Origin of the sequence: Sphingobium agrisoli, from assembly GCF_041877245.1 — a bacterium.
Taxonomy (GTDB): Bacteria; Pseudomonadota; Alphaproteobacteria; order Sphingomonadales; family Sphingomonadaceae; genus Sphingobium.
The window spans coordinates 100,072-119,927 of the sequence record NZ_JBHDJI010000012.1; the positions used below are offsets into that span (position 1 = coordinate 100,072).

Below are 19,856 nucleotides of genomic sequence, written 5' to 3' on the forward strand. Positions count from 1 at the left end.
TCGCGGAAGGGCACCTACCACTGGGTCGTGGACTATCTCCCGGGACTGACTTGGGTACTCGACGAAAAGGCGCTCGTGCGCCCCGTGCCGTCCATCCCCATCAATCCCGGCAATGGACAATTTGAACAAGACTCGCTCGATCTGCTGGGCCTGACCGAGCATGTGGTCGAGGTGCACCCTGATGGGCCAGTTGAGGTCGAACGGTTACTGATGTCGCGGGTTGGATTTAGGGCGATGGTGGGCTGGTGCCACCTCGACCCGGTATTTGCCACCTTGATCAACCAATCCTTGGCGATCGCGAGGAAACAGGGGGCGTATCTTCCTGATCGCGTGTATATATCACGTCGCGCCGTTCCGCGCCGTCCCTTAGCTAATGAGAATGTGGCCGAAGAGCAGGCGCTGGCGCGCGGCTTCGAGGTTTTGGACTTTGCAACCCTGCCGCTATGGCACCAGATCGCAATCGCCAGCAGCGCCTCGGTCATCATGGCCCCTCATGGCGCGGGCTTGTCGCACTTGATTTTCGCTCAGCCGGGTACAAAGGTCGTCGAACTGCTGCCGATCCAAGATGGCACGTGCCAGTTGCGCTTCAATTATGCCAGGCTGTCGATCATCAAGGGGCATGACTATACCGCTTGGCTTGAACCGCAACATCCCCGCGTCGCCGACTGGGAGATGGACATGGACCGGTTCCTACCGCTGCTCGACCGTCTGCTAGCGAGGGAGCCGGCCTGATCGCTCGGCCCCGGATGCGCCCCCCCCTTATAGCGCTCTCAAATCGGAAGGCTGTAATGTTCCCGGCGCTTGCGTACTGTGCCCAGTCACGATCGCGGAACCAGGGTTAGGGCTCAGCGCGATCACGCCCAGACCCGATCATACCGCGCCCCGAGCCCCGTCAGCAGCTCATATTGCGACAGGCCCGACGCCGCCGCGGCCTGCCGCAGGTCATAGCTGATATCGACCCAGTCGCCCTCCGCCAGGTCGGCCCGCGCGCTCACGTCCACCGCGACCAGGTCCATCGACACCCGCCCCAGCACCGGCAGCCGCTCGCCTTCTGCGATCGCCGCGCCTTTGCCCGAAAACCCGCGCAGATAACCGTCGGCATAGCCCAGGTTCAGGATCGCCACCTCATGATCGCGCGACGCGGTATAGGTTGCATTATAGCCGATGCTGTCCCCCGTGATCAGCCGTCGCCGCTGCAATATCTGCGCCTGCGGCTGGGCCACGGCGCGGATATGCCCCTCCGCCTCGCTCCTCGACACCCCGCCATAAAGCGCCAGCCCCGGCCGCGTCAGATCGTAACGATAGCCCTCGCCCAGGCAAATCCCCGCACTGTTCGCCAGGCTGTAGCGCCGCGCCGAAACCGCCGCGCGCACACCCGCGAACCGATCCCGCTGCGCCGCGTTCAGCCCGCTTTCCTCGTCGGCGGAGGCGAGGTGACTCATCAGCGTCTCGATCGTCAGCCCCGCGACCATCGCCGCCACATCGCCGCGCCAGTCCAGCCCCAGCCTGTTCATGCCGGTGTCGATCATCACGTCGCACGGCCCGCCGCCCGCCTCGCGCCAGCGCGCCACCTGCAAGGGCGTGGACAGCACCGGCCGCGCCTTTGAAAGCAGAGCCTGCCCCATATCCTCCGCCCGCGCCCCATGCAGGACGGAGAGCGCCACGCCTTCTTCCAACAGCGGCTCCAGCACCGCCGCCTCGCCCCAGTTGGACACGAAGAAATCGCGGCATCCAGCCTTCATCAGCCGCCGCATCACCGCTGCCGCGCCCAGGCCATATCCGTCCGCCTTGACCGCGGCGCCGCACGCTGCCGCGCCGCCCATTCCATCGAGCCAGCGCCAGTTGGCAATGAGCGCCGCGCCGTCGAGGCGCAGCCGCAGCGGTGCGACATAATCCTGCATCATCCCGCCGATAGCGCCCCGCTCGTCAGGCGTCGAGGGGGCGGCCCCGCGTTTCGGGCAGGGCAATGAGACAGGTGAGCAGCGCCGCCCCGACCACCGCCAGCGTGTACCACAGCCCCGCATAGGGATCGCCCGTCCGCGCCACCAGATATTGGCTGATGAGCGGCAGGAATCCCCCGAAATAGCCGGTCCCGACATGATAGGGGATGGAAAGCGAGGAATAGCGGATACGTGCGGGAAAATATTCGGACAGCAACGCCGCCACCGGCCCATAGGTCGCGCCCGATATGCACCACAAAAGCAGCATCGCGCCGAACACCAGCATCGCGCGCGGCCAGTCCGGCGTCACCGCGCCGGTCGGATAGCCCGCCCGCGCCAATGCCGCGTCCAGCCCCTGCGGGCTCAGGTCCGCAGGCGTCACGCCACCGATCGCCACGGCCGGCACTTCGCCCGCCTGCTTCTCATAAGCGATGCCCCGCTTGGAAAAATGATCGAGCAGCTTGCCGCATGCCGTCGGCTGAACCTTGGCGAAGGGATCGAAGCGGCAATCCGGCCCCCGCACCACCACCGGCGCGCGTGCGGCGGCGTCCTCCAGCGCCGGGTTCGCCGTCCGCCCCATATATTGATAGAGCGGCAGCGCGAGCAGCAACAGCGCGGCATAGCCGATCAGCACCGGCGGCTTGCGCCCCACCCGGTCGGACAGCCAGCCGAAAAAGACGAAGCTGCCCATGCCCAGACAGGCGCTGCCGCCCACCAGCAGCTGCGCCATTCCCGCTTCGACATGCAGCCCGTTCTGAAGGAAATAAAGGGCCTGGAACATCACCGTATAGGCGATGGCGGTAAAGCCTGCCGCGATCCCGATCATCGCCACCAGCATCCGCTTGGCATTGCCGGGATAAGTGAAGGCTTCCTTCAGCGGGTTCTTCGCCTGCGTGCCTGCCGCTTTCATCGCGGTGAATACCGGGCTTTCGCGAAGCTTCAGCCGCATCCACAGCGAAACGCCGAGCAGCGCCAACGACAAGATGAAGGGGATGCGCCATCCCCAATCGTCCCATATCGCCGGCCCGACTACCCAGCGCGTCGCCACCACCACGATCAGCGACAGGATGAACCCGCCGATCACGCCCGCCTGGATGAAGCTGGTGTAGAAACCGCGCTTTCCCGTGGGCGCATGTTCCGCGACATAGATCGCCGCCCCGCCATATTCGCCGCCCAGCGCCAGTCCCTGCGCGATCCGCAGCGCGATGAGGATGATCGGGGCGGCGACGCCGATGCTCGCGGCGGACGGAGTCAGTCCCACACCCGCCGTCGCCACGCCCATCAGGACGATGGTCGCCAGAAACGTATATTTGCGCCCCAGCCGGTCGCCCAGATAACCGAACAGTGCCGCGCCGATCGGCCGAAACGCAAAGCCGATCGCGAACCCCGCCAGCGTGTAGAGCAGCTCGACCGTGGGATTATCGGTCGGGAAAAAGGTCCGCCCGATGATCGGCGCAAGCACGCCATAGATGTAGAAATCATACCACTCGAACACGGTGCCGAGCGCCGACGCGCCGATGACCAGCCGGTCCCGCCGCGCATCCACGACATAATCGCCCGCTACCGCCTCGCTCATCTCGCCTCCTCGACCGCAATCGCCTTATCGCCTCTGGCATTGCGGGACGAAGGATGACAATGATCTTTTTCCCGGCATCGCTTCTTGCGGTTATGTCTACGCTCAGCTCGGGGGACAAAGCAGTGGCAGGGGGAGAGAGCGTTTTGAGCCCGCGTCGACTGCGGCTCGCGATCATTGCGGGCATCCTGCTGCTGATTTCAGCCCTACCCGCTTCGCTGCTCTGGATGACCGCTGTGCCTGGCCGGTCCTACCAGGGAACGTTGCCCAGGATCAGCCCCGCTCAGGCAGCAACGGCAGCGCGGTTGAAAGCGGACATCACCATCATAGCCCGCAAAGCACACAACGCGGCTCATCTTCGCGAAATGGAGACTGTGGCATCGCATCTTGAAACGGGCCTCCGACTTGCGGGCTATGCGCCCCGTCGCCAGCCCATCGCAGGCGTGCCGGGCACTTTCAACATTGACGCTACGCTGGACTCCAACTCCCCTGCCGCACCGACACTGGTCATTGACGGCCATTACGACAGCTATGATGCCACCCCTGGCGCCAATGACAACGGTTCCGGCGCGGCATCTACCTTGGAACTGGCCCGCATGCTCGCCGATCTTCGCGGGACGTCGAAATTACGACTGCGCTTCGTATTGTTCGCCAACGAAGAACCGCCCCATTTCCAGACAGATGATATGGGCAGCTTGGTCTATGCGCGGTCCCTGGCGGCGACCGGCGAAAAGATGATCGGCATGATCTCGTTGGAGACACTGGGCTACTACAGCGACGCACGCGGCAGCCAGCAATATCCTTTTCCTCTCTCGCTTCTATACCCGGACACCGGCAATTTCGTCGCCTTCGTCGGCACGACCGGCGCACGCGGGTTCGTTCGCTCGACGGTGGCCGCGTTCCGCCAACAGGCTTCCTTTCCCAGCGTCGGAGGCAGCGCGCCGGCCTTCATTCAGGGCATCGACTGGTCGGATCATTGGGCTTTCGACAAGGTGGGCGTACCTGCGCTGATGGTCACCGACACCGCGCCATTCCGCTACCCCTACTATCATACTCAGGGCGACACGCCGGACCGCATCGACTATGTTCGGCTCGCGCGCGTCGTCAACGGGCTGGAACGGGTCTTACGCCGCTGGGCGCTAGACGGGCAGCTATCAGAATAACCGCGATCCGTTCGGCACCGGCCGGTCCGGCGAAAACAGCACCACCGCGCCATCCGCGTCGGCAAAGCCCAACGTCAGCACCTCGGACAGAAATTTCCCGATCTGACGCGGCGGAAAATTGACGACAGCGGCGACCTGCCGCCCAGGCAGATCGTCGATCGCATAATGTTCGGTAATCTGCGCGCTCGATCGCTTGACGCCGATACCAGCCCCGAAATCGATCCGCAGCCTGAACGCCGGCTTGCGCGCTTCGGGAAATGGCTCGGCAGACAGGATCGTGCCGACCCGGATATCGACCTTCAAGAAATCGTCGAAACCGATCGGATCAGCCGCGGGCGCGGCGGGGAGATGAGCAAGGTGCATATGCTCACCACACCATATTCGTCGTCCCGGCGTAAGCCGGGATCCCGCTTTCTCCTAAAGACAGAGCAAAAAGCGGGAGCCCGGGATAGCGGGAAATATACGACTCAATCCTACGCCAGCTCCAAAATCACCGCGTCCACCGCCAGGCTCTCGCCCTGCTTCGCCGACACGCTCTTGACCGTGCCCGCCTTGCCCGCCCGCAGGATATTCTCCATCTTCATCGCCTCGATGACCGCGAGCGGTTGGCCGACCTCGACCTTGTCGCCTTCCTTGACGTTGAGCGCAACGAGCAGCCCCGGCATCGGGCAGATCAGGAAGCGCGACAGGTCCGGCGGCACTTTCTCGATCATGTGCGCGGCATGCTGCGCGGCATGGGCGGGCAGGATGCGTAGGCGGTGGCTCGCCCCGTGCGCGGTCAGCACGAAGCCCGACCGCACCGGCGCGATCCGCACCGCAAGGCTCTCGCCGCCGAACTCCGCCTCGATCAGGCGATCGCCCGGCGTATATTCCAGCGCCATGTCGAGCGCTTCGCCATCCACCGTCACATCGTCGCCGTCGATCACGACATCGTGGATCGCGTCCCCGATCTTCACCTGCCAGCCCGTCGGCGGCGGCAGACGACGGCCCAGCTGCCCTTCGATCCGCCGCGCGCGATCTGCCTGCGCCATCGCCGCGAACGCCCCGATTGCCGACAGCCGCTTGAGCAACTCGGCCGAAGCCGGCGCGCCCTGGAACCCTTCGGGATATTCTTCGGCGATGAAGCCCGTCGTGATATTGCCCGAGCGGAAACGCTCATGCTGCATCAGCGCGGACACGAAATCGATATTGTGTCCTGGCCCCTCGATCTCGAACCGGTCGAGCGCCTCGATCTGCTTGTCGATCGCTTCCAGGCGCGTGGGCGCCCATGTCACCAGCTTGGCGATCATGGGGTCGTAGAACATGGAGACTTCGCCGCCTTCGGCCACGCCATCGTCCACACGCACCTTCGCGCCGTTTTCGTCCGTGCCTTCCTCCGGCGGGTTGTAGCGGACAAGGCGGCCGGTCGAGGGCAGGAAGCCGCGATAGGGGTCTTCCGCATAGACGCGGTTCTCGATCGCCCAGCCGTTGAGCTTCACCTCATCCTGGGTGAAGGACAGCTTTTCGCCATTGGCGACGCGGATCATCTGCTCGACCAGGTCGACGCCGGTGATTTCCTCGGTGACGCAATGCTCGACCTGAAGCCGGGTATTCATTTCCAGGAAGTAGAAACTGTCGCCGGTCGTGTCCGCGCCCGATACGATCAGTTCGACCGTGCCGGCGCTGAAATAGCCGACAGCGCGGGCCAGCGCGACGCACTGCTCGCCCATCTTGCGGCGCATTTCGGGGCTGACGAACGGCGACGGCGCTTCCTCGACCACCTTTTGGTGGCGGCGCTGGATCGAACATTCGCGTTCGTTGAGATACAGGATGTTGCCGTGCTGGTCGCCCAATATCTGGATTTCGATGTGGCGCGGGCTCTCGATGAACTTCTCGATGAACACGCGGTCGTCGCCGAAGCTGGCAAGCCCCTCGCGCTTGGTCGCCTCGAACCCTTCGCGCACATCCTGCTCGGAGTAGGCAAGGCGCATCCCCTTGCCGCCACCGCCGGCCGACGCCTTCATCATCACCGGATAGCCGATCTCGTTGGAGATGCGGACGGCGTGCTCCGTGTCCTCGATTTCCCCGACGAAGCCGGGGACGACATTGACGCCGGCCTGCTTGGCAAGCTTCTTGGACTCGATCTTGTCGCCCATCGCGGCGATGGCGTTGGCCGGGGGGCCAATGAAGATGATGCCCTCCGCGTCCAGCGCCTTGCGGAAGCTCTCACGCTCGGAAAGGAAGCCGTAGCCGGGATGCACCGCGTCCGCGCCGGTCTGCTTGCACGCCGCGATGATCTTGTCCGCGATCAGGTAGGACTGGGCAGCGGGCGACGGGCCGATGTGGACGGCCTCGTCCGCCATGAGAACATGCGGCGCCCGCGCGTCGGCATCGGAATAGACCGCGACGGTCGCAATGCCCATCTTCTTGGCCGTGCGCATGACACGACACGCAATTTCGCCACGGTTCGCGATCAGGATCTTGGTGATTGCCATTCTACTTCCCGTCCCAGTCCTTATTCAGTTCCTCTCACCCCGTTCGGGCTGAGCCTGTCGAAGCCCCGTTCTTCACTTCGAAGAGAAGTGCAGCCCTTCGACAAGCTCAGGGCGAACGGGTGTAGTTAATTAATCGAAATAAGGTCTTTCAGCTCGATGGTTCGCGCATTGGTGAGGCGCGTCTCGCAAATGGCTATCGACGTTCCATAATATATGGCCCCCTCGGCGTTGCATTGCGCATCTCTATATTTCAGCCAAGCTCGCTGACTCTCCAACAAAGTCGCGGCGTAACCAAAATCAACACCTTTTGCGTCCATGCTTTTCATGAAGGCATATGTGCTTTTCCACTGCTGATTCATTGCAGCGTCCGCCCTTGCCAGTGTTTCCCCGGCACAAAGGATTTGATCGTCCTGCACTTGCACGTTGGCGCAAGCCGATGAGGCAGCAGCGAGCAGGAGCATAATCAAGCGGCAACTCCTGAGACTAATTCACAACCACACGTCATGCCGGACTTGATCCGGCATCCCGCTTTCTTCCCGCGCGACCGCAGAGAAGAAGCGGGACCCCGGCTCAAGGCCGGGGTGACGTTAGAAGGGAGGCGCGCGGTCATTCATCCACTCCCGACAACCGCGCCTTGAAGAAAACCACCGACAAGCCAGCAAACAGGACAAAGACAATTGCCATAACAATGGCGATCGGCGTCGTATCGCAGGCTTCAGCCGCGTCCGGCGTTATGCCGCACATTCGAATGGCGGCCCTCGCGATCACGATCGACGCGATGGCCCAGTATGCGATACTGAGCACCACGAAGAGCCTGATCTTGCGGCCGCCGGGTCTCGTCACTCCGCCGCCTCCAGCTCGACCTTCACCTCGGCCTGCATCGGCACGACGCCGAGTTTCGCAAACAATGCCGCGTCCTTGTCGTCGCCCGCATTCGCCGTGGTCAGCAGCTTGTCGCCGGTGAAGATGCTATTCGCGCCAGCCATGAAGCAGAGCGCCTGACACGCCTCGCTCATGCTCTCGCGCCCCGCAGACAACCGCACCATGCTCTGCGGCATCACGATCCGTGCAACCGCCACCGTCCGCACGAACTCGATCTCGTCGATCTTCGCGAGCGGCGTGTCGGCCAGCATATTGCCCAGCACCGTGCCCTTGACTGGCACCAGCGCGTTGATCGGCACGCTTTCGGGATGGCGCGGCAACACCGCCAGCGCGTGCAGAAAACCGACCCGGTCCTCGCGCGTCTCGCCCATGCCGACGATGCCGCCGCTGCACACGTTGATCCCGGAATTGCGGACATTTTCCAGCGTCACCAGCCGATCGTCGAAGGTCCGCGTCGTGATGACCTTCTCATAATGTTCGGGCGAGGTGTCGATGTTGTGGTTGTAGTAGTCGAGGCCGGCGTCGGCGAGCATTTCCGCCTGGCTTTCGCTCAGCATCCCCAGCGTCATGCAGGTTTCCATGCCCATCTGGCGCACGCCTTTCACCATCTCGACGATGGCGGGCATGTCGCGATCCTTGGGGTTGCGCCAGGCCGCACCCATGCAGAAGCGCGAGGAGCCCGCGTCCTTCGCCTGCGCCGCCGCCTGCATCACCGCCTGCACGCTCATCAGCTTTTGCGCCTTCAGGCCGCTTTCGGCATGGGCGGACTGGTTGCAATAGCCGCAATCCTCCGGGCAGCCGCCGGTCTTGATCGAGAGCAGGGTCGAGAGTTGCACCTCGTTGCGCGGGAAGTTGGCGCGGTGGATCGACTGCGCCTCGAACATCAGGTCGTTGAACGGCAAGTCGAACAGCGCGGCGATTTCCGCGCGGGTCCAATCCGTTCGGTAAAGCCCCTCCCCTTCAGGGGAGGGGTTGGGGTGGGGCCTAGCCATATGTCATCTCCGATTGTCCTGCGAGCCGCTTAAGAAGAACAGAGCCAACAAGGAAAGCAAAAATGGCGGCAAACCAAATGAGGTTATCAATGGTCGCGCTGCATCCAGCACGGCGAAAGCCCTCATCGTCGCACATTGAACCGAGATAAGCAGCATAATTTGCTAGCGCAGCTATCAGTAGCGCCCAAGCGGCGAAGGCCAGCGCGAAAACGAGCTTTCTGCGCCTAGACATGCCCCACACCAACCCCTCCCCTGAAGGGGAGGGGCTCTTTTTGGTCGGCTCCGACATCAAGCGGCTTCCTCCAGCCCGGCGGGGGGCATGTTGTGGCCGAGGAGGCGCAGCACGTCGGCGGCGCATTCCACGACATTGGAACCCGGTCCATAAATGCCCTGGACGCCCGCGTCACGGAGGAAGTCGTAATCCTGCGGCGGGATCACCCCGCCCGCGATCACCTTGATGTCGCTGCGGCCATGCTCGCGCAGACGGTTGATCAGTTCGGGGATCAAAGTCTTGTGCCCGGCCGCCAGGCTCGACGCGCCCACCACATCGACCCCGCTGTCGAGCGCCAGCACGACCGTCTCTTCCGGCGTCTGGAACAAAGGCCCCGACACGACATCGAAACCCATGTCGCCAAAGGCTGACGCGATGACGTTGGCGCCCCGGTCGTGCCCGTCCTGCCCCATCTTGGCGACGAGCAATTTGGGCTTGCGACCGAGGCGCCGTTCGACGGCCTGCACGCCATCGAGTACCTGTTTCCAGCGACTGTCATCCTTGTAGGGCGCGGCGTAGACGCCCTTCACCGGCGTCGGCTGCGTGCCGTAGCGGTTGAAGCTGTCCTCCATCGCGGAGGAGATTTCGCCCAGCGTCGCGCGGGCACGCGCCGCTTCGACCGCATGGGCGAGGAGATTATTCTCGATGCTCTGCGGCCCTGCCGCCGCCCTGCGCAGCGCGTCGAGCGCCGCCTGGCACTTCGCCTCGTCACGGTCCGCCTTCACCCGGTTGATGCGCGCGATCTGCGCCTCGCGCACCTTCGTGTTGTCGACCTCCAGCGTTTCGAGCAGGTCTTCGTTGGCGAGCCGATATTTGTTGACGCCGACGATCACGTCCTCGCCGCGATCGACGCGCGCCTGCCGCGCCGCCGCCGCCGTCTCGATCATCGCCTTGGGCCAGCCCGCCGCCACCGCCTTCGCCATGCCGCCTTCGGACTCCACGCGGTCGATGATCTCCTGCGCCGCGTCCACCAGCTGCTGCGTCAGCGCCTCGACATAATAGGAGCCGCCTAGCGGATCGACGACATTGCACATGCCCGTCTCTTCCTGGATCACGATCTGCGTGTTGCGCGCGATCCGGGCGGAAAAGTCGGTGGGGAGCGCGATGGCTTCGTCGAGCGCGTTGGTGTGGAGCGACTGGGTGCCGCCCAGCATCGCGGCCATCGCCTCGATCGTGGTGCGCATCACGTTATTATAGGGGTCTTGCTCGGTGAGCGACACGCCCGACGTCTGGCAATGCGTCCGCAGCATTTTGCTACGCTCGTCCTGCGCGCCCAGCTTGGTCATGACGCGGTGCCACAGCACGCGTGCGGCGCGCAGCTTGGCGATCTCCATGAAGAAATTCATGCCGATCGCGAAGAAGAAGCTCAAGCGGCCGGCGAACTTGTCGATGTCGAGCCCGCTCGCCACGCCGTAGCGCACATATTCCGCGCCGTCGGCGATGGTGAAGGCCAGTTCCTGGACCTGCGTCGCGCCGGCTTCCTGCATATGATAGCCGGAGATGGAGATGCTGTTGAACTTGGGCATCTCGCGCGACGTGTAACCGAAAATGTCGCTGATGATCCGCATCGAAGGTTCGGGCGGGTAGATATAGGTGTTGCGGACCATGAACTCCTTGAGGATGTCGTTCTGGATGGTCCCGTCGAGCAGTTTGCGCTCGACCCCCTGCTCCTCGCCCGCGACGATGAAGAAGGCGAGGATCGGGATGACAGCGCCGTTCATCGTCATGGAAACCGACATCTGGTCGAGCGGAATCCCGTCGAACAGGATCTTCATATCCTCGATCGTGTCGATCGCCACGCCCGCCTTGCCGACATCGCCGACGACGCGCGGATGGTCGCTGTCATAACCGCGATGGGTGGCAAGATCGAAAGCGACCGACAGCCCCTTCTGCCCGGCAGCAAGGTTGCGGCGGTAGAAGGCGTTGGATTCCTCGGCGGTCGAAAAGCCCGCATATTGCCGGATGGTCCACGGCCGCCCCGCATACATGGATGCACGCACGCCGCGCGTGAACGGCGCGAAGCCGGGCAGGCCGGGATCGACCATCACGTCCTCCGCCGTGTAAAGCGGCTTGACCGTGATCCCCTCCGGGGTCTCCCAGTTCAGATCCTTGCCCTTCACCTCCTTGGCGGCGGCGGCGGCCCATTGATCCAGCGTCGGCTTCTCGGTCATCAAAGTCCCTTACCACTTCCCCTCTCCCGCAAGCGGGAGAGGCAACGAGACTTAGGTCCGCGAAGCGGGCCTTAGTCGCAGTGGTGAGGGTCTTTGCTACCCATGCCCTCACCAACTCCGCCTAGGCGGACAAGCCGCCAAGGCTCCGTATCCTCTCCCGCTTGCGGGAGAGGATTTTGTCTCAATGCGCCTCTTTCGGCGTCTCCATGATCTCGGTCAGCACCCCGTTCATATCCTTGGGATGCACGAAGAAGATCGGCGTGCCATGCGCCCCGATGCGCGGTTCGCCGAGCACCTTCTTCCCCAGCCCTTCAAACCACGCCTTGGCCTCGTGGATGTCGGCCACTTCATAGCACATATGATGCTGCCCTCCGGCGGGGTTCTTCGCAAGAAAACCATGGATTGGCGACGCCTCGCCCAGCGGCTCGATCAGTTCGATCTGCGTCCCCGCCGTGCCATCCTCGCCCGGCGTGTCGACGAAACACACCTTCACCCCCTGCGCCGGCAGGTCGAACGGCTCATGGGCCAAGGTCGCGCCCATCACGTCGCGATAATAAGCGAGGCTCGCCTCCAGCGACGGCGTCGCCACCCCGATATGGTTGAGCCGCCCGAGCTTCATGCCACCGCCTCGATCACCATGGCGATGCCCTGCCCGCCGCCGATGCACATGGTGATGAGCGCATAGCGGCCGCCGGTCCGGCGCAGTTCGTAGGCCGCCTTGATCGTCAGGATCGCGCCGGTCGCGCCAATGGGATGCCCAAGCGAAATGCCCGATCCATTGGGGTTGGTCTTGGCGGGATCGAAGCCCAGTTCCTTCGCCACCCCGCATGCCTGTGCGGCGAATGCCTCGTTACTCTCGATCACGTCCATCTGGTCGAGGCTGAGCCCCGCGCGGGCCAGCGCCACCGGCACCGCCTTCACCGGCCCCAGCCCCATGACCGAAGGCTCCACCCCAGCATGGCCCCACGCGACGATCTTCGCCAGCGGCTTCAGCCCCTTCTCCGCCACCGCCTTGCCGCTCGCCAGCACGACCGCGCCGCCGCCGTCGTTGATCCCCGACGCATTGCCCGCCGTCACAGTGCCGTCCTTCTTGAACACCGCTTTCAGACCAGCCATCCCCTCGGCCGACGCATCGGCGCGGACATGCTCGTCGGTATCGAATACCGTCACACCCTTGCGCGTCTTGATCTCGACCGGGACGATCTGCTCCTTGAAGTAACCCGCCGCGATCGCCGCCGCCGCGCGCCTGTGGCTCTCCACCGCGACCGCGTCCTGCTCTTCCCGGCTGATGCCGCATCGTTCGGCCACATTCTCCGCCGTCACGCCCATATGGATATTCTCGAACGGGTCGTGCAGCGCGCCGAGCATGGCGTCGACCATCTCGATATTGCCCATCTTCTGCCCGTTGCGCGCGGCCAGCACCATGTGCGGCGCGTTGGACATGGATTCGGCGCCACCGGCGACGGCAATGTCGTTTTCGCCAAGCGCGATTGCCTGCGCCGCCGACACGATCGCCTGAAGCCCCGATCCGCACAGCCGATTGACGTTCATCGCCGGCGCGTCGATCGGGATGCCCGCGTTCACCGCCGCGACGCGGCTGACATAGGCGTCCTTGGGCTGGGTCGGCACCACCGTCCCGATGACGACATTCTGCACGTCGCCGGGCGCGATGCCGGCGCGCGCGATCGCTTCCTTGATGACGATCGTACCCAGCTCGGCCGGGCGCAGCGACGCCAGCGATCCGCCAAAGCTGCCGATCGCGGTCCGCGCCCCGCTGACGATATAGATGTCATTGCTCATGCTGCTCATCCCGCTCCGTTCGTCTCCGCTCACAGCGGAATATTATCGTGCTTCTTCCAAGGATTTTCGAGGCTCTTGTTCCGCAGCTTCCGCAGCCCCAGCGCGATCCGCTTGCGGGTCGAATGCGGCTGGATCACCTCGTCGATGAAGCCCTTGGACGCGGCGACGAAGGGGTTGGCGAAGCGATCCTCATATTCCTTCGTGCGCGCGGCGATCTCCTCGGGCGTCTTGCCGCGGAAGATGATCTCGACCGCGCCCTTCGCGCCCATCACCGCGATCTCGGCGGTCGGCCAGGCGTAATTGAGGTCGCCGCGCAAATGCTTCGAACTCATGACGTCATAGGCGCCGCCATAGGCCTTGCGCGTGATGATCGTGATCTTGGGCACGGTCGCCTCGGCATAGGCGAACAGCAGCTTGGCGCCATGCTTGATGATGCCGCTATGCTCCTGCGCCGTCCCCGGCAGGAAGCCCGGCACGTCGACGAAGGTCACGATCGGGATCTCGAAGGCGTCGCAGAAGCGCACGAACCGCCCCGCCTTCTTCGACGAATTGATGTCGAGCACGCCTGCCAGCACCATCGGCTGGTTGGCGATGATGCCCACCGTCTTGCCCTCGATCCGGCCGAAACCGCACAGGATGTTGCCCGCATGGGCCGGCTGCACCTCGAAGAAGTCGCCTTCATCCACCACCTTGCGGATCAGCTCGTGCATGTCATAGGGCTGGTTGGCGTTGGCCGGGATCAGCGTGTCCAGGCTCTCCTCGATCCGGTCCCAGGCGTCGGCGGTCGGCCGCTCGGGCACCGGCTCGCGGTTCGACGCAGGCAGGAAGTCCACGAAATCGCGCACCGCCAGCAGCGCTTCGATGTCGTTTTCGAACGCCACGTCCGCCACGCCCGACTTGGTCGTGTGGGTGACGGCCCCGCCCAGTTCCTCCTGCGTGACGACCTCGTTCGTCACCGTCTTGACCACGTCCGGCCCGGTCACGAACATGAAGCTGCTATCCTTCACCATGAAGATGAAGTCGGTCATCGCCGGCGAATAGACCGCCCCGCCCGCGCACGGCCCCATGATGACGCTGATCTGCGGCACCACTCCGGACGCCAGAACGTTGCGCTGGAAAATCTCAGCATAGCCGCCCAGCGACGCCACACCCTCCTGGATGCGCGCGCCGCCGCTGTCGTTGAGGCCGATGACCGGCGCGCCGACCTTCATCGCCATGTCCATGATCTTGCAGATCTTCATCGCGTGGCGTTCCGACACCGCGCCGCCATAGACGGTGAAGTCCTGGCTGAACACGAACACCAGCCGGCCGTTGATTGTGCCCGATCCGGTAACGACGCCGTCGCCCGGAACATGCTCGGCATCCATGCCGAAATCGACGCAATTATGCTCGACATACATGTCCAGCTCTTCGAAGCTATTTTCGTCCAGCAGCACGTCCAGCCGCTCGCGCGCGGTCAGCTTGCCCTTGGCGTGCTGCGCGTCGATCCGCCGCTTGCCGCCGCCCATGCGCGCGGCCTCCCGCTTGGCTTCGAGCTGCTCGATGATCGCCAGTTTCGACATGGTCGCGTGGATCTCCCAAATTCCGTGATGCTGCTCCTTTCAGTCCGTGACAATTTTCGCAAATGCAAATTTGCCAATTTGCAAATCTCAACTTCGCAAAATAGAAGGGGCAGAACACTCGTTTTCGCTCCTTTGGCGAAGGCTACGTAAGGACAGAAAGCCAATGGCACGCGGCAATCGCATCTTCGCCGGCCCCCGGCTGCGCCAGCTCCGGCTCGACCACCGCATGGACCAGGCGACGATGGCGCTCGCGCTTGGCATCTCCGTCTCCTACCTCTCGCAGCTCGAAAATGACGACCGCCCCCTCACTGCCAAGGTCAAGGCCGCCGTCGCCAGCGCCTTCCCCACCGACTGGGCCAGTTTCGACAGCCGCCAGGAAGAACAATTGCTCGGCGCCTTCACCTACGCGCTCGCCCACCCGGAATTGCCGGGCGCCCAGATGGAGCCGGAGCGGATCGAGAAGCTCCACCTCCAATTCCCCGAATTCGCTGCCCGCTACGTCGATCTCTACAACGCCCATATGCGCGCCAACGAACGCATCAACATGATCGAGGAAGCGATCGCCAACGACCATGAGGTGCAGGCCCGTCTCCCCTGGGAAGCCGCGCGCGACTGGTTCCACGAAGCCGGCAACTATGTCCACGCGCTCGATTGCCTGGCGGAGGAGATGGCGGAAAGCTTCACCCAGGGCCAGGTGCTCGACGAAGGGATGCTGGTCGAAGCGCTCGCCCGCCGCCACGGCATCGAAACGCTGATCGCCGAAACTCCCGACAGTGCGCTCCGCGCCTATCGCGCCGCCGACAAGCGCCTTTTCATCAACGCCGCGCTGCCGACCGAAAGCCGCAAATTCATGCTCGCGCATCAATTGATGATGCTGGAGGGGCAGGCGGTGATCGCCGATGTGGTGAACAAGGCCGCCCTGCCCGTCCCCGGCGCGGACCGGCTGCTCGCGATCGGCCTCGGCAACTACGCCGCCGGCGCGCTGCTCATGCCCTATGCCCCCTTCCGCGAAGCCGCCCGCGCCATGCGCCACGATATCGACCGGCTCGCGCGCACCTTCGGCGTCAGTTTCGAACAGGCATGCCACCGTCTGTCGACCCTGCAACGCCCCGGCCTGCGCGGCATCCCCTTCTTCTTCTGCCGCGTCGACATGGCCGGCAACATCACCAAGCGGCACAGCGCCACTCGCCTGCAATTCGCGCGCTTCGGCGGCGCTTGTCCTTTATGGAACGTCCACGAAGCCGTCGCCGTCCCCGACCGGATCAACGTCCAGTTGGGCGAAACCCCCGATGGCGTGCGCTACGTCTCGATGGCGAAGGGACTGGTGAAACCCTCGGGCAGCTACAAGCGCACCCCGCGCCGCTTCGCCGTGGTGCTGGGCTGCGAGGTCGCCCATGCGGCGAACTTCGTCTATGCCGACGGCCTTCAGCTAGAGGTCGAGGGCGCGGCCACCCCCATCGGCATCACCTGCCGCCTCTGCCCCCGCCAAAGCTGCGACCAACGCGCCTTCCCGCCCGCCGACCGGCCCATCCATGTGGACCCGGACAACCGCCAGATCGTGCCTTACTGGATCGGGTGAGGTTCTGAGTTGGGTGGGTAGCAAACAGGCAGGTTGCAATAACTTAACCGCGAGAAGTCGACCTACAGCATCCTTCAGCATGAATGTTCGCTTTGAAACTGTTTGCGATAGGGTGATCGGCTTTCTCCCATTAATGGGATGCACTCCGCATTATGCCTTAAGGCTCTGTTTTCGATCACACCGACGTAATGCCATGTTTCTGAATGCTTATCTCTTAATTGAGCCTGCTGCCCATTGAGCGCTGTCGGCCCGGCTTTGCTCGGCACTCGAAAAAATAGTTCTTCACCGCCTTTGCCGATCACAACAAGCTGGCGTGACGATGTCAGGTAAATGTTCGACCGGGGATTATCACCGATCGCAAACATTTTATCCGATGACCGTCCATATTTGTTCTTCACGGTCACAGTCCAATGACCAACGTCGGTGCTGAAGATTGACCCTACTCTAATCGAGGTCGCCCCATCGGGTAGCGTTATAAATCGACTCTCATCACGTGCTTTCAAAGCAAACGCGGCAAGCAAGAAAATTCCTACGATAAACGTGGTGCGCTTAAACATGGTCACAGCATGGCCGGGCGTCTGCTCTTAAGCAAGCAAAGGTCGTGAATAGCTGTCTTGAAATGGTCGCACCCGGCCATCACCCCTCCACCACCATCTCCGCCTCCAGAAAATCCAGCAGCGCCCTGATCCGCGCCGCCGCCCGGTCCTCTGGCGCGTAGAGGGCGTGGATCTCCTCCCCATCCCCCGCGTCATAGTCCGCCAACAGTTCCACGAGCCGCCCCTCGCGCAAATCGCGCGCCACATGAAAGCGCCCGTGCCGCGCGATGCCGCAGCCCGCGACCGCCATCTCCCGCACCACCTCGCCGCTGTTGCCGTAGAAGCGGCCTTCCACCGGCTTGTGCACCAGCCTGCCCTCGACCAAAAACGGCCAGCTATCCACCGACCGGCGAAAGCTGAAGCGCAGGCAGTCGTGCGCGCCGAGATCGTCTGGCGTCCGGGGCGTCCCCCGCCGCGCCAGATAGTCCGGGCTCGCCACCAGCACCATGCGGCTATGCCCCAGCTTCTTCGCGCGCAGCCGCGTGTCGCGCAGCGGCCCGATGCGGATCGCCACGTCCGCCCGTTCCTCGACCAGATCGACGATGGCATCGGTCAGGGTGAGATCGACCGAGATATGCGGGTATGTCTCCGCGAAACGCGGCAGGATCGGGATCAGGCAATGCACGCCGAACGATGGCGACGCATTGACCCGCAACAGCCCGCGCGGCCCCTGCACCGCGCTCGACAGGCTCGCCTCCAGGTCGAACATGTCGCTCAGGATCGCCCGCATCCGGTCGCGATAGGCGACGCCTTCCCGCGTCAGCGCCAGCGACCGTGTGGTCCGGCGGATCAGCGCCACGCCCAACCGCTTTTCCAGCCGGGTCATCGATCGGCTGATCGCCGACGGCGTCAACCGCAACGCCTGCGCCGCCCCGGCGAAGCTACCCACGCTGGCGACGGCCAGGAAATTCTCGACGTCGGACAGGTGACTATTCATGATTTCTACTCACTTCTGAAGTGCAATCATGCCTTCTAATCATCATTCTGCAAAATGCTATTTAGCTGTCCAGTTCGCTGTTCAACTTCGACCAAGGACATGACCCATGGACCTCAAACTCAAGGATAAAACCGCCATCGTCACCGGCTCCACCGCCGGCATCGGCCTCGCCATCGCCAGGCGCCTCGCGGACGAAGGCGTCGCCGTCACCATCACCGGCCGCAACCAGGCCAAGCTGGAGGCCGCGGCGGCCGAGATCGGCGGCGCGGTCAATCCGGTGCCCGCCGATCCCGCCACGGCCGAAGGCGCCGCCGCCCTCATCGCCGCCGTCCCTTCGACCGACATCCTCGTCAACAATCTCGGCATCTACGAGGCCAAGGACTTCGCCGACATCACCGACGAAGACTGGCATCATCTGTTCGAGGTGAACGTGGTCAGCGGCGCGCGCCTGTCGCGCCATTATTTCCCGCAAATGCTGGCGCGCGACTGGGGCCGCATCATCTTCATCGCCAGCGAAAGCGGCCTGCTGCCGCCTGCCGAGATGATCCATTACGGCATGACCAAGTCGGCGCAGCTTTCCATCTCGCGCGGCCTTGCTGAGCGCACGCGCGGAACCGGCGTGACGGTCAACAGCGTCCTGCCCGGCCCGACCCGGTCGGAAGGCATCGTGGACTTCATCCGCTCGGTCGTCGCCAACAAGGACGCGCCCGAAGCCGAGCGCGAAGCGGAATTCTTTACCAGGCTCCGCCCGCTCTCGCTCATCAAGCGCCTCATCGAAGCGGACGAGGTCGGCGCGATGGTCGCCTATCTGGCAAGCCCGCTGGCGGCGGCCACCAACGGCGCGGCGCTCCGGGTGGAAGGCGGCATCGTGCCCACGATCGCCTGACCCAACGCATCCGATCCACCCTGCGGGGAGCGGCCCTGTCGCTCGTCCTGTCTTCTGCTAGGAATGACATGATGAGCGACACCGACTGCCTCCCCGCTATCGACCGCGCGCTGGCGGATCATGGCTACGCCCGCATCCCCGCTGCGACCATGCTGGACCGGCTGGGCTTGGGCCAGGCCGATTGGGCGGACTTCTCGCAAAGCTGGAACGACCTCGGCCCCGATCTCTACATGGCCGATGGCGGGCGTTACCGTCGCCGCCGCCATGCCGCCCTCGCGCTGGAGCATGGCCGCTTCATCCGCAAGCCGCACCAGCCCCATTATCAGAGCCGCGACTATAACCCGCTGAATGGCGACGTGCAGCGCTGGTTCGATCCGGTGACCGACGCGACCATGGCATCGCCGGCAATGCAGGCGATCCTGCGCTTCGCCACCGACAGCTTCGATCCCGCACGCCAGCGCGGCTGGCACGTCGAACTGCACCAGTTCCGGATCGAGGCGAAGCCGGGCGAAGAGGGCCGCCCCACGCCCGAGGGGATGCACCGCGACGGGGTCGATCATGTGCTCGTGATGCTGATCGAGCGCCGCAACGTGCGCGAAGGCGTCACCCGCATCGGCATGGCCGACGGCACGCCGCTCGGCGAATTCACCCTCACCGATCCGGCCGACACGATGCTGATCGACGACCGCCGCATTCTCCACGGCGTCACCGAAATCCATCCGCTCGATCCTGCCAGACCCGCATGGCGGGACGCGCTGGTCGTCACCCTCGCGGCGGAGTAAATTCCGGCATCCCGCGAACTATCCGACCGGCATCGCGCTGATCGCCACATTGCCGAACATCACCAGCCCCGCCACGATCATCAGCGCGCCGCGCTTGCGGTCGCCCTTCTTCACGATCGCGTAAACGCCCCCGCCGGTCAGCAGCACGCCCGCCAGCATCAGGATGGAAAGGATGGTTCCGGCCATGCCCCGCCATAGGCGGCAAGCTCCACGGTGGCAATTGCCGGCCTGTCCCCCTATTAGGCCGG

20 protein-coding genes are annotated in these 19,856 nt (G+C 64.0%); 5 read left to right on the forward strand and 15 right to left on the reverse strand.

The features are described 5' to 3' along the window. Positions 1–27: 27 nt before the first annotated feature. Positions 28–732, forward strand: coding sequence for a glycosyltransferase family 61 protein (locus ACETPF_RS17560; protein ID WP_373935871.1), 705 nt, complete (start codon positions 28–30; stop codon positions 730–732). Between the two features lie 122 nt (positions 733–854). On the opposite strand, the gene ACETPF_RS17565 is transcribed toward ACETPF_RS17560, so the two are convergent. Beyond that, positions 855–1,901, reverse strand: a complete 1,047-nt coding sequence (locus ACETPF_RS17565; protein WP_373935925.1) for an alanine racemase — start codon at positions 1,899–1,901, stop codon at positions 855–857. A gap of 25 nt (positions 1,902–1,926) precedes the next feature. Beyond that, positions 1,927–3,516 (reverse strand): MFS transporter, encoded by a 1,590-nt coding sequence (locus ACETPF_RS17570; RefSeq protein ID WP_373935873.1) that lies wholly within the window; start codon positions 3,514–3,516, stop codon positions 1,927–1,929. A gap of 59 nt (positions 3,517–3,575) precedes the next feature. On the opposite strand from ACETPF_RS17570, the gene ACETPF_RS17575 reads away from it, so the two are divergent. Further along, positions 3,576–4,676 carry a M28 family peptidase gene (locus ACETPF_RS17575; protein WP_373935875.1) on the forward strand — a complete coding sequence of 367 codons (1,101 nt, stop codon included), beginning with the start codon at positions 3,576–3,578 and terminating at the stop codon, positions 4,674–4,676. Here ACETPF_RS17575 and ACETPF_RS17580 read toward each other — a convergent pair. The 10 genes from ACETPF_RS17580 to ACETPF_RS17625 form a co-directional block, all read right to left on the reverse strand. Continuing rightward, complete coding sequence (locus ACETPF_RS17580; RefSeq protein WP_373935876.1) at positions 4,668–5,039, reverse strand: tRNA-binding protein; 372 nt, start codon at positions 5,037–5,039, stop codon at positions 4,668–4,670. The genes ACETPF_RS17575 and ACETPF_RS17580 overlap by 9 nt on opposite strands. A gap of 110 nt (positions 5,040–5,149) precedes the next feature. After that, on the reverse strand, positions 5,150–7,150 hold the full coding sequence (locus ACETPF_RS17585) for an ATP-binding protein (RefSeq protein WP_373935878.1): 2,001 nt from the start codon (positions 7,148–7,150) through the stop codon (positions 5,150–5,152). 125 nt (positions 7,151–7,275) lie between these two features. Continuing rightward, positions 7,276–7,611, reverse strand: coding sequence for a lysozyme inhibitor LprI family protein (locus tag ACETPF_RS17590; RefSeq protein WP_373935926.1), 336 nt, complete (start codon positions 7,609–7,611; stop codon positions 7,276–7,278). Between the two features lie 145 nt (positions 7,612–7,756). After that, entirely contained in the window at positions 7,757–7,993 is a 237-nt protein-coding gene (locus ACETPF_RS17595) for a hypothetical protein (protein WP_373935880.1), read from the reverse strand. Continuing rightward, complete coding sequence (bioB, locus tag ACETPF_RS17600; RefSeq protein WP_373935881.1) at positions 7,990–9,024, reverse strand: biotin synthase BioB; 1,035 nt, start codon at positions 9,022–9,024, stop codon at positions 7,990–7,992. Before bioB ends, ACETPF_RS17595 begins: the two co-directional genes overlap by 4 nt. Next, positions 9,017–9,313 carry a hypothetical protein gene (locus ACETPF_RS17605; RefSeq protein ID WP_373935883.1) on the reverse strand — a complete coding sequence of 99 codons (297 nt, stop codon included), beginning with the start codon at positions 9,311–9,313 and terminating at the stop codon, positions 9,017–9,019. The genes bioB and ACETPF_RS17605 overlap by 8 nt, the downstream gene beginning before the upstream one ends. Continuing rightward, positions 9,313–11,466, reverse strand: a complete 2,154-nt coding sequence (scpA, locus tag ACETPF_RS17610; RefSeq protein WP_373935885.1) for a methylmalonyl-CoA mutase — start codon at positions 11,464–11,466, stop codon at positions 9,313–9,315. Before scpA ends, ACETPF_RS17605 begins: the two co-directional genes overlap by 1 nt. A 181-nt stretch (positions 11,467–11,647) precedes the next feature. Then, positions 11,648–12,085, reverse strand: coding sequence for a methylmalonyl-CoA epimerase (gene mce, locus ACETPF_RS17615; RefSeq protein ID WP_373935887.1), 438 nt, complete (start codon positions 12,083–12,085; stop codon positions 11,648–11,650). Further along, positions 12,082–13,266: an acetyl-CoA C-acyltransferase family protein gene (locus ACETPF_RS17620; protein WP_373935888.1), complete on the reverse strand. Its 1,185-nt coding sequence runs from the start codon at positions 13,264–13,266 to the stop codon at positions 12,082–12,084. Before ACETPF_RS17620 ends, mce begins: the two co-directional genes overlap by 4 nt. A gap of 29 nt (positions 13,267–13,295) precedes the next feature. After that, positions 13,296–14,828, reverse strand: a complete 1,533-nt coding sequence (locus ACETPF_RS17625) for an acyl-CoA carboxylase subunit beta (RefSeq protein ID WP_373935889.1) — start codon at positions 14,826–14,828, stop codon at positions 13,296–13,298. Between the two features lie 163 nt (positions 14,829–14,991). Between ACETPF_RS17625 and ACETPF_RS17630 the strand changes: the two genes are divergently transcribed. Then, complete coding sequence (locus ACETPF_RS17630; protein WP_373935891.1) at positions 14,992–16,407, forward strand: helix-turn-helix domain-containing protein; 1,416 nt, start codon at positions 14,992–14,994, stop codon at positions 16,405–16,407. Positions 16,408–16,481: 74 nt separating this feature from the next. On the opposite strand, the gene ACETPF_RS17635 is transcribed toward ACETPF_RS17630, so the two are convergent. Together ACETPF_RS17635 and ACETPF_RS17640 are read right to left on the reverse strand one after the other, a co-directional pair. Then, positions 16,482–16,964, reverse strand: a complete 483-nt coding sequence (locus tag ACETPF_RS17635; RefSeq protein WP_373935892.1) for a hypothetical protein — start codon at positions 16,962–16,964, stop codon at positions 16,482–16,484. A 79-nt stretch (positions 16,965–17,043) separates the two neighbouring features. Further along, on the reverse strand, positions 17,044–17,940 hold the full coding sequence (locus ACETPF_RS17640; RefSeq protein ID WP_373935893.1) for a LysR substrate-binding domain-containing protein: 897 nt from the start codon (positions 17,938–17,940) through the stop codon (positions 17,044–17,046). Between the two features lie 106 nt (positions 17,941–18,046). Here ACETPF_RS17640 and ACETPF_RS17645 point away from each other — a divergent pair, with 106 nt between their 5' ends. Next, positions 18,047–18,826 (forward strand): SDR family NAD(P)-dependent oxidoreductase, encoded by a 780-nt coding sequence (locus ACETPF_RS17645; protein ID WP_373935895.1) that lies wholly within the window; start codon positions 18,047–18,049, stop codon positions 18,824–18,826. A gap of 71 nt (positions 18,827–18,897) precedes the next feature. Beyond that, positions 18,898–19,608, forward strand: a complete 711-nt coding sequence (locus ACETPF_RS17650) for a 2OG-Fe dioxygenase family protein (protein WP_373935896.1) — start codon at positions 18,898–18,900, stop codon at positions 19,606–19,608. Between the two features lie 18 nt (positions 19,609–19,626). Here ACETPF_RS17650 and ACETPF_RS17655 read toward each other — a convergent pair whose 3' ends face one another. Then, positions 19,627–19,794: a hypothetical protein gene (locus ACETPF_RS17655; RefSeq protein WP_373935898.1), complete on the reverse strand. Its 168-nt coding sequence runs from the start codon at positions 19,792–19,794 to the stop codon at positions 19,627–19,629. Positions 19,795–19,856: the final 62 nt, after the last annotated feature.